Source organism: Flavobacterium sp. (assembly GCF_044373165.1).
Classification (GTDB): Bacteria; Bacteroidota; Bacteroidia; order Flavobacteriales; family Flavobacteriaceae; genus Flavobacterium.
The window spans coordinates 49,695-65,095 of the sequence record NZ_JBILQL010000002.1 but is presented as its reverse complement, the minus strand read 5'-3'; the positions used below and the strand labels follow the sequence as shown (position 1 = coordinate 65,095).

The 15,401-nt window shown below is 37.8% G+C and carries 13 protein-coding genes; 2 read left to right on the top strand and 11 right to left on the bottom strand.

All coding sequences use genetic code 11. The annotated features are described in order from the left end of the window. Window positions 1-45: 45 nt before the first annotated feature. The 8 genes from ACIQ32_RS00725 to ACIQ32_RS00690 all read right to left on the bottom strand — a co-directional run bounded on the left by ACIQ32_RS00725 (window position 46) and on the right by ACIQ32_RS00690 (window position 9,643). Complete coding sequence (locus ACIQ32_RS00725; protein ID WP_396193726.1) at window positions 46-3,048, bottom strand: glycoside hydrolase family 3 N-terminal domain-containing protein; 3,003 nt, start codon at window positions 3,046-3,048, stop codon at window positions 46-48. An 11-nt stretch (window positions 3,049-3,059) separates the two neighbouring features. Then, entirely contained in the window at window positions 3,060-3,542 is a 483-nt protein-coding gene (locus ACIQ32_RS00720) for an ABC transporter ATPase (protein WP_396193725.1), read from the bottom strand. A gap of 33 nt (window positions 3,543-3,575) precedes the next feature. Beyond that, on the bottom strand, window positions 3,576-4,367 hold the full coding sequence (locus ACIQ32_RS00715; protein WP_396193724.1) for a (Fe-S)-binding protein: 792 nt from the start codon (window positions 4,365-4,367) through the stop codon (window positions 3,576-3,578). A gap of 77 nt (window positions 4,368-4,444) precedes the next feature. Then, window positions 4,445-4,891 carry a phosphoheptose isomerase gene (locus ACIQ32_RS00710; RefSeq protein ID WP_396193723.1) on the bottom strand — a complete coding sequence of 149 codons (447 nt, stop codon included), beginning with the start codon at window positions 4,889-4,891 and terminating at the stop codon, window positions 4,445-4,447. Between the two features lie 79 nt (window positions 4,892-4,970). Further along, entirely contained in the window at window positions 4,971-6,278 is a 1,308-nt protein-coding gene (locus ACIQ32_RS00705) for a 4Fe-4S dicluster domain-containing protein (protein WP_396193722.1), read from the bottom strand. 11 nt (window positions 6,279-6,289) lie between these two features. After that, the gene (locus ACIQ32_RS00700; RefSeq protein ID WP_396193721.1) at window positions 6,290-7,243 is read right to left on the bottom strand and encodes an MlaD family protein; all 954 of its coding nucleotides are present in this window, start codon (window positions 7,241-7,243) and stop codon (window positions 6,290-6,292) included. An 80-nt stretch (window positions 7,244-7,323) separates the two neighbouring features. Further along, window positions 7,324-8,490 (bottom strand): N-acetylmuramoyl-L-alanine amidase, encoded by a 1,167-nt coding sequence (locus ACIQ32_RS00695; protein WP_396193720.1) that lies wholly within the window; start codon window positions 8,488-8,490, stop codon window positions 7,324-7,326. A 31-nt stretch (window positions 8,491-8,521) separates the two neighbouring features. Further along, window positions 8,522-9,643, bottom strand: a complete 1,122-nt coding sequence (locus ACIQ32_RS00690; RefSeq protein WP_396193719.1) for an N-acetylmuramoyl-L-alanine amidase — start codon at window positions 9,641-9,643, stop codon at window positions 8,522-8,524. 281 nt (window positions 9,644-9,924) lie between these two features. On the opposite strand from ACIQ32_RS00690, the gene ACIQ32_RS00685 reads away from it, so the two are divergent. Both ACIQ32_RS00685 and ACIQ32_RS00680 read left to right on the top strand, forming a co-directional pair. Next, window positions 9,925-12,441 (top strand): putative LPS assembly protein LptD, encoded by a 2,517-nt coding sequence (locus ACIQ32_RS00685; protein WP_396193718.1) that lies wholly within the window; start codon window positions 9,925-9,927, stop codon window positions 12,439-12,441. 15 nt (window positions 12,442-12,456) lie between these two features. Continuing rightward, window positions 12,457-12,843: a RidA family protein gene (locus ACIQ32_RS00680; protein WP_396193717.1), complete on the top strand. Its 387-nt coding sequence runs from the start codon at window positions 12,457-12,459 to the stop codon at window positions 12,841-12,843. 53 nt (window positions 12,844-12,896) lie between these two features. Here ACIQ32_RS00680 and ACIQ32_RS00675 read toward each other — a convergent pair whose 3' ends face one another. From ACIQ32_RS00675 to gap, 3 genes are all read right to left on the bottom strand, one after another. Beyond that, window positions 12,897-13,271, bottom strand: a complete 375-nt coding sequence (locus ACIQ32_RS00675) for a methylglyoxal synthase (protein WP_396193716.1) — start codon at window positions 13,269-13,271, stop codon at window positions 12,897-12,899. A gap of 55 nt (window positions 13,272-13,326) precedes the next feature. Continuing rightward, the gene (locus ACIQ32_RS00670) at window positions 13,327-14,178 is read right to left on the bottom strand and encodes a BadF/BadG/BcrA/BcrD ATPase family protein (RefSeq protein WP_396193715.1); all 852 of its coding nucleotides are present in this window, start codon (window positions 14,176-14,178) and stop codon (window positions 13,327-13,329) included. Between the two features lie 172 nt (window positions 14,179-14,350). After that, on the bottom strand, window positions 14,351-15,361 hold the full coding sequence (gene gap / locus ACIQ32_RS00665) for a type I glyceraldehyde-3-phosphate dehydrogenase (protein ID WP_396193714.1): 1,011 nt from the start codon (window positions 15,359-15,361) through the stop codon (window positions 14,351-14,353). Between the last annotated feature and the right edge of the window lie 40 nt (window positions 15,362-15,401).

Below are 15,401 nucleotides of genomic sequence, written 5' to 3'. Positions count from 1 at the left end.
TTTAGGGAAAATAGCGATGGGAAATCGTAAAAAAGAGTTAAAGAATTATCGCTCTAACAAAGCATCCTGTATTACTTTCTGAATGTCTTCTCTGATATTTTCTTTGGAAAGCTTGTTGGGCAAATTAGAATCAGGATAAGTGCGATTGGACAAGAAAACATAAACAATTTCTGTTTCAGGGTCAGCCCAAGCTATAGTTCCGGTAAATCCGGTATGTCCGAAACTCGATTTGGAAACGCAACCACAAGTTGGTCCGCCACCACTGATTTGCGGCTTGTCAAACCCTAAACCTCTTCGATTGCCTTCGGTACAAAAATGACAAGTATTGAAGACATCAAAAGTTTCAGGAGAAAAATAAGAAACGCCGCCGTATTGTCCTTTTTGCAAAAACAGCTGCATCATTTTGGCCACATCCAAGGCATTAGAAAAAATTCCGGCATGTCCTGCTACTCCGGCTTCCATAGCGGCTTCCATATCGTGAACATAACCCTGAATGGTGGTTTGACGGAAATAAGTATCTATTTCTGTAGGAGCAATGACGCTTTTATCAAACTTAGTCAAAGGATTGAACAAGGTATTATTCATTCCCAACGTTTTATAGAAGTTATCAGTGGTCAAATTTTCCAATGATTTACCGGTTTGCTTTTCTAAATACTGTTTGAGAATGATGAAGGTAAAATCACTGTACTTATATTCTTTTTTTTCTAGCAGCGGACTGTCGATAATTTGCTTCATAATACTGTCGTGATAATCATCACGCAGGTACAAACTGTCGGAAACTCTTTTGGTAAAACCGGGTTCGAAACTCTTTCTGTAATAACGAACCAAAGGCTTTTTATCGGCACCAACGGTAGTTTTGTAAAACGGAATCCACGCTTGCAATTGTCCATAATGAGACAATAATGTTTTAAAAGTAATTTGGGCTTTATTTGACCCTTGAAAGACCGGCAACATTTCGCCTAAAGTGGTTTCCAAGTTGACTTTCTTCTGGTCATACAATTGGATAACATTAGGCAATGTGGCAATCATTTTAGTCACAGAAGCCACATCGTATAAGTCGGTATTCTTCACTTTAACTTTGTTGTCGTAGGTTTGATAACCAAACGATTTTTGGTATACGACTTTTCCTTTACGCGCCACTAAAACTTGCATACCCGGAGTCATTTTTCCTTCGATGGCTTTGTTAGCTAATTTTTCAATTTGATGCAGTTTTTCCGAACTCATACCAACATTTTCGGGAGTTGCAAACCCTAAACGATTCAGCTTATCAGTTGTTAAGCCATGTCCGGCTGTGAATTCATCATTAATAGAAACCGACAACTTCCCTTTGGATTGGATAGCTCCAAAAATTAATTCCGCCGAGACTTCTTGGGCTATTTCTGCATTTTGATAAGAAACTACAACTCCTTCAATCGCGTCAAAATTTTGAATTTTAGACAACGTATACGGTTTGGTGAAGCAATCCAAAATGACTTTCTTTTGAGCCGCAATTTTATCAATCAATTGCAATTCGGCTTCGGTAAACTCATACGATTTCCACCAAGTTTTATCGGATTTGTGATAACCGATGATGACCGTTTCATAGTCGGTTAATTTCGATACCAACGAATCTGAATTAGTATCGAAAACTTCGGTAACCGCAGTATATTTTTTTAAAGTATTGACAAAAGCACTATTGTTTTCCTCGCCTATTTTGACATAAGCTATCTTTTGATTCAAATTTCGAATAGGTAAAATCCCATCGTTTTTGACTACTGTAACAGCATTTTCGTAAAGTTCGTATTGCAAAGAAAGATTGGATTTCGGATTCAAGTCGTTGTACAAATTAATTTCCTCAACCGGTTTGTATTGGTTCAATCCGGCTTTGAACTTATACCGTAAAATTTTCTTGACCGATTCGGCCAAACGGCTTTCAGAAATCAATCCGTCTTGAAATGCGACTCTGATTTTATCTACAGCCAAAGGCACATTTTCGGCAAAAAGCAAGATGTCGTTTCCAGCTAAAAAGGCTTCCAAATCAATATCGCCGGGCTTTTTGAAATTACTCGCTCCTTTCATATTCAAAGCATCGGTAAAAATCAAACCGTCAAATCCCATTTCATTTTTAAGTAAATTCGTCACAACCGGTTGCGAAATAGAAGTCGGATAACCTTCCCGAGGTTCCAAACTCGGCACATTCAAATGCGCCACCATCACCGAAACCAAACCTTCATCAAACATTCGCTTGTATGGGTAAAGTTCAACTTTTTCGATATAATCCGCCGAAGCATTTACCACCGGTAAAGTATGATGGGAATCTGTAGCGGTGTTGCCATGACCGGGAAAGTGTTTGCCTGTTGCAAAAATACCTTGACTTTGTGTTCCGTTCATTAAAGCGATAGCATGTTCGGCTACGCTGACCTTATTCTCCCCAAAAGAGCGGAAACCAATGATGGGATTTTTGGGATTAGTATTGATATCGAGTACCGGCGCAAAATTAAAATGAACACCCATTCTTTTGCTTTCTTTGGCCATCGCAACGCCCACTTGCTGGACCAACTTCAAGTCTTTAATTGCCCCTAAAGTCATATTAAACGGGTAACGAAAAGTAGAATCTAAGCGCATGCTCATGCCCCATTCTGCATCGATACCTACAAATAAAGGTACTTTGGCTAACGATTGGTATTGATTGGTCAAACGGGCTTGTCTTCGCGGTCCGCCTTGAAAGAAAATCACCCCTCCGATTTTATATTGGCGCACCAATTTTTTGATGGCATTGGTGTGTACAGAATCTTTATTGGAATAAGCCGCTACCATGAACAGTTGCCCGACTTTATCTTCAAAAGTCATTTGATTGTAGATACTGTCAACCCATTGGTTTTCAGAAAAGCTTTCAGGGAAAAAGTTTTTGCGTTCCGATTTGATGTGCGGGATGTAAATCTCTCCATCTTCCGCTATACCGGCTTTGTTCAGGGTCACAACAGATTTTTTCTCTTTGGTAGTCGAACAATTCGTCACCAAAAATAATAAAGCTGTGAATACCACTATTCTGAACAAAAACTGCTTCATGTAAAAAGAAATTAAAAGAAACGACTATGCCAACTCTCAGCAGCCGGAACTTCCCAACTTTCGTTGAATTCTTCGATAGTGTTAACCAAATTATTAAATACAATGGTATTGGCGGTAACCGCTTTTTCTTTGGCCATTCGCTTAAAGTCGATTAGCGATTTGTGGGCAATGTGCTCACCGTTTTTGAAAGTCACATTCATTTTATCCAATAAATCTACTTGGTATTTTTGTTCCAAACTTTGGATAAAAGAAACAGAAGCGTCGATAGAACAACCGGTGGCTTGTTGCACTTCTTGGTTGATAGCTATAATTAGGAATCGATTGTACTTCAAAAGATAAGACGCTTCCAATCCGGTACCATGAGCCGACCAATTCTCGAGAAATGCTTTTAAATCGTTCTCAATTTCAGTCATCTCGTCGTCTGAAAATTTGCGGTTGGATTGGTAAATCCAAATGCGTGATTCTTCGGGTAAATTTTCAAAAGGAACGTACATGGGAATTAAGAATTACAAATTATGAATTACGAATTACAAGTCTTGGGCGTTAGCAATCAATTCTGCAATATCCATTACTTTGACATTGGCTTCTTGTTCTTTGGCTTTGACACCATCGGTCATCATGGTATTGCAAAACGGGCAACCGGCTGCTATGATTTCGGGTTTCGTTTCCAAGGCGTCTTCGGTTCTTTCGATGTTGACCTCTTTGTTACCGGGTTCAGCGTCTTTGAACATTTGAGCGCCACCGGCACCACAACACAAACCGTTAGCACGAGAACGCTTCATTTCTACTAATTCGGCGTCTAACTTCTGAATTAAATCTCTTGGTGCTTCGTAAATGTTATTGGCACGACCTAAATAACACGGATCGTGGAAAGTGATTTTTTTACCTTTGAACTGTCCGCCTTCAATGGTTAATCGACCCGAATCCAACAATTGTTTTAAAAATTCGGTATGATGAACCACTTCGTAAGTGCCACCCAATTCCGGGTATTCATTTTTTAAAGTATTGAAACAATGCGGACAAGCAGTAACGATTTTTTTGGCTTCGTAAGCATTTAAAACCTCGATATTCATCATGGCTTGCATTTGAAACAAGAATTCGTTTCCGGCGCGTTTTGCCGGATCACCGGTGCAGCTTTCCTCGGTTCCTAAAACGGCAAACGCCACGTTGGCTCGGTTTAAAATACGTACGAATGCCTTGGTGATTTTCTTGGCCCTGTCGTCAAAACTACCGGCACAACCCACCCAAAACAATACTTCGGGTTGCTTGCCTTGAGCCATCATTTCTGCCATAGTTGGCACGTTTAATACTTCTGACATAATCAATTTAGATTTAAGATATCAGATATTAAATGTTTAAAATTTAATATCTGATATCTAATATTTGATATTTAATATTACACATGGTGCTCGTCGTCGAACACTTGAATGGTTACTTCTTTATCGACCAAATCGGTGAACTTTCCACGGTAACGCGTGGCTTTTACCAAGTGATTGTCGATCCAATGGTAATTCCCGCCACGTGGTTTTCCGAACAAAATACCATGGTATTTGAATCCGTATTTTTTCAACCAAATCTCAGTATACTCTCTGTGTGCTTCGGTTCTTGAGGTAAAGAAGAAAATGATATGTCCTTCATCGTACCATTTGTTCAATGTGATTAAAGCATCGGGATAAACCTCAGCCGTCAGCATTCTTTCCGGTTCTTCGTTTGGAATATCATCGCAAATGGTGCCGTCAATGTCGATTAGATAATTCTTGATGCCTTCCGGTAAAATTGGACTTAAATGTTGTCCGTTTTGTGTGATGCTTTGCAAGTTCTTGTCAATGTCTTCCGCTTTCATTTTGTTACTTTTTATAGTGTTTCAAATTCATTCGACAAATTCCCAAGCCTCACAATTATGAGAATTTATCTGTTTATAGTTAATTTTCGTCTTTCCAGTTTAATCGGTCCATTTGGTTGTATTGCCAAGGCGCACCGTTGTTTTCAATGTTGGTCATCATCGCATTTAACGATTGTGGCGCGGCACTTTGTTCCATGACCAAGTAGCGTCTCATGTCCATAATAATAGATAACGGACTGATATTTACCGGGCATTCTTCCACACAAGCGTTGCAGGAAGTACAAGCCCAAAGTTCTTCGGTAGTAATATAATCGTTTAACAACGATTTGCCATCTGGTATAAAAACACCTTTGTTGGCATCAATATTTTTACCGACTTCTTCCAGGCGGTCGCGTGTGTCCATCATGATTTTTCGCGGTGATAGCATCTTACCGGTTTGGTTGGCCGGGCAAGACGAAGTACATCTACCGCACTCGGTACAAGTGTAGGCATTGAGTAATTGCACCCAATTTAAATCTTGTACATCGGACGCTCCGAATTTGCTAGGCACTGCATTTTCATCTACCGGTTGGGCCGCAAAAGGATCGGCGTTCGGATCCATCATTAATTTGACTTCTTTGGTAACACTTTCTAAATTGTCAAATTTTCCTTTGGCATTTAAATCGGCAAAGTAAGTATTAGGAAAAGCCAATAAAATGTGTAAATGTTTAGAATAGTACAAATAGTTCAGGAAGATTAAAATCCCAACGATATGCAACCACCACGCTGTTCTTTCGATAATAGTTACAGCTTCTAAAGAAAAGGTGTCCGGAGAAGGCGCTAAAAATCTTGAAATGATATTCCCGGAATTCATATCCTGAAAGTGCAAATCGAAGGCATTCATAATTAAGAACAACGACATCAAGACTACCTCAAAATACAAAATGACATTAGCGTCTTTTTTGGGAGCACCATTCAAATCCGAACTTTTGAATCGGCCTATACTAAGTACATTTCTTCTGATCCAAAAAGCCGCCACCGCCACTAAAACTAATACCGCTAAGACTTCAAACGAACCAATCAGAAAACCGTAAAATCCGCCCATGAAAGAAAATATTCTGTGCGTACCGAACAAACCGTCGATAATGATTTCGAGTACTTCTAAATTGATAATGATAAAACCAACATACACAATTAAGTGTAAAAATCCGGCTATCGGTCTTTTCACCATCTTGGATTGTCCCAAAGCAATCATGGCCATGTTTTTCCATCTTGCTGAGGCATTGTCTGTGCGATTGATATCACGCCCTAGATTAATGTTTCGTTTTAGTTTCTTTACGTTTTGGGCAAAAAAACCAATTCCCGCAACGAGAATAATGGCAAAAAGTATGTTGTCGATGTACAGCATAATATGGTATTTTACTTTTTAAGGCTATCGTTAACCGGTGCTTTGTAAGGTTTGTTTTTCTTACCGAAAAGAGAAACATTCACATAGCGAGTCGGATTCAATCGCAAATCTTGCAGCAATAACTCTAACTCTTTGGAACTTTTGGCAAAATTGTTATACAAGGCTTCGTCTTTGGCTAGCTTGCCTAACGTTCCTTTACCTGCTTGCATATCTGCCATAAGTTTGTCTACGCTAGCCAAGGTTTTCTCCAGATTTTTGACTGTTTGAGCGATATTGGCTTTGGCTAAAGAATCAGACATTTTACTCAAATTGGCGGATGACTTTTCAAAATTGGTCATGGTCGCATTAATTTTCCCTTTATTTTCAGCCAACATGCCATTTACAGTTGCCGAAGCTTCTTTGAACTCAGCCAAAGTAGCATTGAGGTTTTCCAAACTTCCTTTTAGATTTTGTTTGGTTTTTTCGTCTAATACCTGATTAATATTAACCAACATGGTATTGGCGTTTTCCAAAACCTTATCGAGTTTTTCTTTGATAGGTTTGATTTGATTAGAGACTTCTTCGGTTAAACCCAATTTGTTGGCCGACTTTAAAAAATCGCCCGAAACTGCTAGTTCCTGAGTTGCTGTATTGGGTAAAATGGCAATTTGTTTACCGCCAATTGGTCCCGGAGAATACAATTCGGCCACACTATTTTTAGGAATTTTATAATCGCCATTGATTTGAAGTTCTACCAAGGAAGTCCAATCTTTTTGCAATTCGATAGAATTTACTTTCCCAACGGTCAATCCGTTGATGGTTATAGGTGCAGAAGAAACCAAACCGTCTACATTGGCGTATTGTACGTAATATTTATTGTAACTTGATAACAAATCTCTCCCTTTCAAGAAACTGTAACCCCAAATAAACAATAAAATGGAGGCAATTACTAAAATGGCTGTTTTAATTTCTCTGGTAATTTTCAAAGCTGATTTTTTTTGTTACTTACTGTTGACCTTTGGTCTCGAGTGGCAAAGTTAAAATAAAATACTAAAACTCCTTGTTATTATTGTTTTAAAGCTTCTTGTACAGTCACTTTTTTACCGTTTTTGAAAGCGATGACAAAAGCAGAGGTAAATCCTTTGGCTTTGGCTTCGGCTAACAATCTTTTGGCTTCCTCATAATTTGACGTTTCACCATACATGTATTTGTAAAGTGACCCTTCATTAGAGACTGAAATATTGTTCAGTCCTTTGAAATTACTGGGAACCGGATCTAGCTTAGTGCCGCTGGCAGACAATTGTACTTTAAATGTGGCAATGCCCGTATTGGTTACCACCGGATTAGCCTCGGTTTTGGCTTCCGGTTTTTTCACTTCAGGGGTTTTGGTTGTTTTGGTAACCGAAGGAGAATCGACAACTTTACTGTTTTCCACTTTTTGAGAAGGTTTAACTGTCGCATCGCCATCTCCGGCGCCATAGAATTCTTTTTTGTATTTCAGAATGGCGTTGGCTATCGCTTCAGCCATGTCTTGTTGTCCTTGTTCAGAATCCAAACGATTGCCTTCTTCGGGATTAGAGATAAAGCCCATTTCAATCAACACTCTCGGCATATAAGCTTTGTGCAAAACCATAAATGGCGCTTGCTTAACTCCTCTACTTTTAGAACCGGTTTTCATAAAAAACTCTTGTACATTTCCGGCCAAAGCAATGCTGCCTTCCATAAACTCTTCTTGTTGCACAACCAATCCTATGAATGATTCGGGAGATTTAGGATCGAAACCTTGGTATTTTTGTTTGTAATCTTTCTCCATAGTGATTACTTCATTCTCTTTTTTGGCGGCTTCTAAATTGGAAGCGTTTTTAGACAAACCCATTACATAAGTCTCCGATCCGCAAGCAGCGGTATTTTTGTTGGCATTACAGTGAATGGAAACAAAAATATTGGCATCGGCTCTGTTGGCAATGTTGGCACGTTCTATCAAGTCTATAAATACATCCGATTTTCGGGTGTAGATTACCTCAACACCGGAATTTTTTTCCAGAATTTTACCGACTTTAAGTACTACGGCCAAAGCAATGTTTTTTTCGATATGTCCGTGATATACCGCTCCAAAGTCATGATCTCCGTGACCGGCATCAAGAGCGACTTTGAATTTTCCGCCCGATTGTGCTTGAACTATGTTAGTGATGAAAAATAAAATCGTCCCTACTACTACGCTTAATCCTTTCATTGGTTTTATCAATTTCAATATATTTTCTTAATTATTTAATTGCTGAAGTTTTACCGCCGACCACCGTTACTACAAAAGCATCCGGAAATCCGATGTTCTTGGCTTGTTGACACATCTTTTTGGCTTCATTTAAATCGGATACATTTCCATAGAAATACTTATACAAGTTGTTATCAAATGAATACGAAATATCTTTTAAGCCTTTAAAATCAGGAGACGTTACGGCTCTTTTTTTGGAAGAAGCAAAAAGTTGGATTTTAAATTCAGCCTTTCCTTCATCTGCGCCTGATTTTTTTTCAGAGGCCACATCATTTAAAGGCTCTTTAACTTCTACTTTTGAAGATTTCACCACCGGAGTAGAAAAATCTTCGTTGAAACTTTCATTAAAGTTTTCTTTCTTGTAGGCGATAATGGCTTCGGCGATTTGCTTTGCCATTTTCTTTTGACCTTCTTCAGAATTTAAAAACTCTCCTTCTTCTTTATTGGACAAAAATCCTAACTCTATCAAAACACCGGGCATCACGGCAGCATCCAAAACCCATAAAGGTTGTTGCTTTACACCACGGGTTTTTCTGTTAAGGTTATTGGTAAAATTATCTTGTATGGTTGAAGCCAGTGCAATGCTGCTATTCAAATTTTCTTCCTGAATGATTACACGGCCAATCATGCTTTCCGGTTTTTTGGGATCAAAACCTTTGTATGTTTTTTGGTAGTTGTCTTCCAAAAGAATTACAGAGTTCTCTGCCTTAGCTACTTCCAAATTCATATCACTGCGAGACAATCCCATAACGAAGGTTTCTGTTCCGGCCGGTGTTTGATTGGCAACCGAATTACAATGAATAGAAACAAACAAATCGGCATTGATTTTATTGGCTACTTTAGGACGATTCACCAACTCAATAAAAGTATCCGTTTTACGAGTGTAAACTACTTCAAAATCTTTTTCTTTTTCCAATAATTCGCCAACCAACAAAGTAGTTTTAAGAGCAATCTCTTTTTCTACAAAGCCATGATATGAATTGCCTGGATCTTTTCCTCCGTGACCGGCATCTAAGACCACAGTAAATTTTGCACTCTTAGACTGACCATAAGTCACAGAAAGACAAAATGAAAGCAACAATAAAAATATATTTCTGTTTGTAAACAAAAGCATTACATCTAAAAGTTAATTTTAATTAAAACCGAAAGGTTATAAAATCAATATTTCGTTATTTTTGACCGAAAATATTGTTTAAGTTTGCCACGTCAAAAATCAAGCCATATTTCTACAAAAATAGCATTAAACCTTTGCAAAGAAACTTATTTTATATCGTTTTTTTAACAATTTTCCTAACAGTAGGAAACCACCAAATATACCCTCAAGATTCACCTTCAAAAAGCGGAAGCTTTCCGGCTAAAAACCAAACAGATAGCGCAAAAACAGTCATAACAGATTTGACAAAAGTTATAGACTCCACCCAAAAAGACAGCCTAAAACCCAAAAAAGCTTTACTGGAAGACAAAATCAAAAGAAAAGCGGTTGATTACGAAAAAATAGATCAAAAAAAGAAACAAATCACACTATACAACAAAGCTGAAGTTTATTATCAGGACATTGAATTAAAATCGGGTATTATTGTTATTGATTATCAAAAAGACGAAGTATATGCCGGAAGAATCAAAGACTCAACCGGGAAATATACCCAATTACCGGTTTTTAAGCAAGGGAACAATGTTATAGAACCGGACTCAATTCGATTTAACTTCAAAACCAAAAAAGCCTTGGTTTGGAATTCACGCACGGACCAAGGAGAATTTAAAGTAAAGGCAGCCATCACTAAAAAAGAAAATGATTCTGTTTACTTTATGAAAGGTGCTCGTTTTACGACTTCCACCGACATTGAAAATCCCGAATACTATTTCCAAACTAATAAGGTTAAACTCGTTCCCGGTAAAAAAGTAGTGGTGGGTTTGACCAATATGGTCATTGCTGATGTGCCAACTCCTTTGGCTTTGCCTTTTGCCTTTTTTCCTATGACTGAAAAAGCCAGATCAGGGCTAATTATGCCAACCTATAACGACAGTAATACTAGAGGGTTTTCCTTGCAAAATGGTGGGTATTATTTTGCGTTGAGTGATTATTATGATTTGGCCATTCTGGGAGATTATTATACCAATGGAAGTTATGGCTTTCGTTTCGAATCATCCTATGGAAAGCGATACAAATTTAATGGTAATGTAAATTTTCGTTTTGAAAACCTCATCAACAGTGAAAGAGGATATCCTGATTATGCCAGAAGCAATATATACAACATCCAATGGTCACATTCTCAAGACAGTAAATCGAACCCCAATTCGAGGTTTTCTGCCTCTGTGAACTTAGGAAGCAGCACCTATTTTCGTCAATCTTTGAACCAAATCAATGTTGGATCTACCTTAAACAATACTCTTAGTTCGTCTGTTTCGTATTCCAAAACATTTAATTCTATCCCACAGGTTAATTTGTCCTTAACAGCAACACATTCCCAAAATACAAATACTGAGCAAATCAACATGACCTTGCCGACACTCCAAATGAGTGTAGATCGTTTGTTTCCTTTTGCCCCTAAAGAAGGTACCAAAAAAGGTTTTTTTAAAAACATCAACTTACAATACAACTTAAGAGGGGAAAACCGAATTCAAACCACAGACTCCTTGTTTTTCAAACCGGAAATGTTTAAAAACGCCCTGTTGGGTTTCCAACACAGTATACCATTGAGCACCAATTTTAAAGTCTTTAAACATTTTAGCGCTACAACTTCTGTTAACTATAATGAAGTTTGGTATTTTAAAACCATTCAAAAGCAATTTGACGCTACACAAAATTCGGTTATCAATAACGAAGTAAGAGGCTTTGATGCCTTTAGAACTTACTCTTTTTCTGCCGGTTTAGGAACCACCATTTACGGTACTTTTAATTTTGGAGAAAAGAAAAAAATTCAAGCGATCAGACACGTCATGCGTCCGAACATTTCGTACAGTTACACCCCTAGTTTCTCAAAATACTACGATACTTACGATCCGGATGGCAGCGGTACCATGTTAAAAGAATATAGCCGATTTGAAGGTGGCATTTTTGGCGCTCCCGGACAAAATATGTCTAATAACATTGGTTTTAACTTAAGCAATACTTTTGAAGCTAAAGTAACCGATAAAGATTCGACGAATACAGAGCCGAAGAAAATCATGTTGCTAAATAATTTAAACTTTTCAACCAGTTATGATATCTCTGCCGATTCTTTACGTTGGGCTCCAATGCGAATTAGCGGCGGTACTCAAATTTTGAATCAAAAAATGAATATTAACTTTGCGGCCACATTAGATCCTTACGCCATAAACAATTCCGGGAGACGTATTAACACTTGGAATATTGACAATGGTGGCAGTTTGTTTAGAATGACAAGTGCTAATTTGACATTGAATTATTCATTCTCCAGTGCAGATGGTAATGATCAAAAGAAAAATCCGCAAGGACAAAGAAACGGTGGTCGTGAAGATGATTTGTTTGGAACCAATACTGATTTGAGTGACAGGCGACAGAGTCAGTTTGATGATGATGACGGAAAAGAAGCTACACCTTCGCAATTGTTTCAGTACAAACTGCCTTGGGATATGAATTTGGCATACGCACTAACCTATTCCAACATTAATAGAGAGCAAAAAATAGTAGGAAACTCTCTGATGATTTCAATGAATACCGATTTAACCCCAAAGTGGAAAATAGGAGTCTCTACCGGATATGATTTTGTACAACAAGGAGTTACCTTTACACAATTTCGCTTCGAACGTGATTTATTAAGCTGGCGAATGGATTTCAACTGGGTTCCTTTTGGGGATAATGCCTTTTGGGGATTTTTCATCGGAATAAAATCAGGAGTATTAAGCGATATTAAGTGGGACAGACGCTCACTTCCGGACAGAACTTTGAGATAATCTAAATCACGAATCATGAGTGAAAAAAAAATAATTTATACAGACAAGGCACCGGCACCGATTGGCCCATACAATCAGGCGGTTTTGGTTGGAAATACTTTATATACTTCCGGTCAAATTGCTTTAGACCCGAAAACAATGGAATTGGTTTTAGACGATATTGAAACCGAAACCAAACAAGTAATGGAAAATATGAAAGCGGTTTTAGCAGCGGCCGATATGACTTTTGAGCATGTAGTTAAAACGACCATTTTTATTATGAATATGGGCGACTTTGCTCGAATTAATGCTGTTTACGGGAGTTACTTTGACGAAAATACAGCTCCGGCAAGAGAAACAGTACAAGTAGCCTGTTTGCCAAAAAATGTCAATGTAGAAATCTCGATGCTTGCTATAAAATAGTGCCTTAGAAAAACAAATTACCCATAAAATCCTTTGTCAAGACGAAGGATTTTTTATTTTAATTCATCTAAACCTAATAACAGCAATTGCGCTGTGGCTTCATTGGTGGCTAACGGTATATTGTGCACATCACAAATTCGAATGAGCATACTGATATCCGGTTCGTGCGGATGGCTTGAATTCGGATCTTTAAAAAACAAAACCATTTTGGTTTTCCCTTCGGCAACACGCGCCGCAATTTGAGCATCTCCTCCTAAGGGTCCGGAAAGCATTTTTTTAACTTTAATGCCAACCGCTTCCACTTTGCTGCCGGTGGTTCCGGTAGCAATGAGTTTGATGTTTTCTTTTTCCAGTATGTGTTTGTTCTTGTTAATGAACTGCACCATTTCGGCTTTCTTTCCGTTGTGTGCAATGATGGCAATTTCCATACAATTACTTTTCGGTAAAAATAAAAAATCCCGACGAATCGGGACTTTAAAATGATTATTTGTTCAAAATGTGATACGCAATCAAGCCGTCGATGGGTCTGCGCAACACATTTCCAATTTTGATGTCGTATTTGGCTAAAATCTGTTCTAATTCATCCTTCAAATAGAAGGCAATTGACCCTACGAAATGCACTGGAACTTCTTTACAATTGTCAAACTGCATGATGTAGTTTTTTACAAAAGACTTTAATTCTTTTTTGATAATTCTTTTGCAAAATTCATTGTCTTTGTGTTTGATAATGAACTTAGCGAAGGTGGCTAAATAAGCATTCGGATTGGCTTCTTTGTACAAATTAGCTTTAATATAATCGGCATCTAAGTTGTATTCTTCTTCGAATTCTTTAGCCAATTCTTTGGGCATACTATTGAAATAATAGCCTCTTATTAAATGTCTGCCGAAGCGATTTCCTGAACCATCATCCATAGCAATATATCCCAACGACTGCACTTTTTGATGCAACACTTTACCGTCAAAATAACTGCAATTTGAACCGGTACCTAAAATACAAACTATGGCTTCTTCGTCTTTTGGTGTTGTGGCATAAACTGCTGCATAAGTATCTTCGTGCACCGAAACTACAGCGTTAGCAAAATACTTTTCGAATACTTTCGTAAGGAAATTTTTCATTCGATCAGTACCGCAACCGGCGCCATAGAAAAACAAATGAGTAGCTTTGTCTTTATTGTGTTCTATATCAAATTTATCATCTAATCGATGGATGATTTCTTCTTCATCAAGCACTTCCGGATTCAACCCTAAAGATTGTGTGGTAAAAAGTACTTTTCCGTTATCGTCAATGGCAATCCAATCGGCTTTGGTAGATCCACTGTCAACTAGTAATTTCATATTATTTTAGAGAATAGAAAATAGAAAAAAGAATATAGTCAATTGCTTTTTTACTATTGGTTAGTTGTTCCGCTTCGTTACATACAATTATGTTTCGAATTGGTTGATTTAAACAAAAATAGAGTAAAGTTTCAGATTTTAATCTATTCTCTTTACTCTATTTGCTATATTCTTATTTTAGGTTGGCAATGTGTACCGATAAATCGATTAGTTTGCTGGAATATCCATACTCATTATCATACCAAGAAACCAATTTAAAGAAAGTTGAATTTAAACCGATTCCGGCTTTTGCATCAACAATTGAAGTTCTTGAATCACCTACAAAATCTTGAGAAACTACATCATCTTCTGTAAAGCCCAATATACCTTTCATTTCGTTTTCTGAGGCTTTTTTCAATACTGCCATGATTTCATCATAGTTTGTTTCTTTGGCTAATTTTACAGTTAAGTCAACCACGGAAACGTCTACAGTTGGCACACGGAATGACATTCCGGTTAATTTTCCGTTCAAGGAAGGGATTACTTTACCAACGGCTTTAGCAGCACCGGTAGAAGAAGGAATAATGTTTACACTTGCGGCACGTCCGCCTCTCCAATCTTTACGTGAAGGTCCGTCGGCAGTCATTTGTGTAGATGTTGTGGCGTGAACAGTAGTCATCAAACCTTCTACAATTCCGAAATTGTCATTGATAACTTTGGCTAATGGAGCCAAACAGTTGGTAGTACAAGAAGCATTAGAGACTACTGTATCAGTAGGTTTAACTTCGTGGTGATTTACACCCATTACGAACATAGGTGCATCAGCTGAAGGAGCAGAAATAACTACTTTTTTGGCGCCACCGGCAATGTGTGCTTGGGCAGTTTCTACAGTAGTGAAAAATCCTGTACATTCGGCTACTACATCAACATCTACTGAGGCATCATCCCATTGGATTAGTTTCGGGTCTCTTTCTGCCGTTACACGGATAAATTTATCATTTACAAAAAGTTTTCCGTCTTTAACTTCTACTTTTCCGTTGAAACGACCGTGAACTGAATCGTATTTTAATAAGTAAGCCAAATGATCTACATCTAACAAATCGTTGATGGCTACAACTTCTACATTATCTCTGTTAAAAGTTTCTCTGAAAACAATTCTTCCAATTCTCCCGAAACCGTTAATTCCTAATTTTACTTTTGACATTTTATCTGAATTTCTGATTTAATTAATTTAATATTGATTT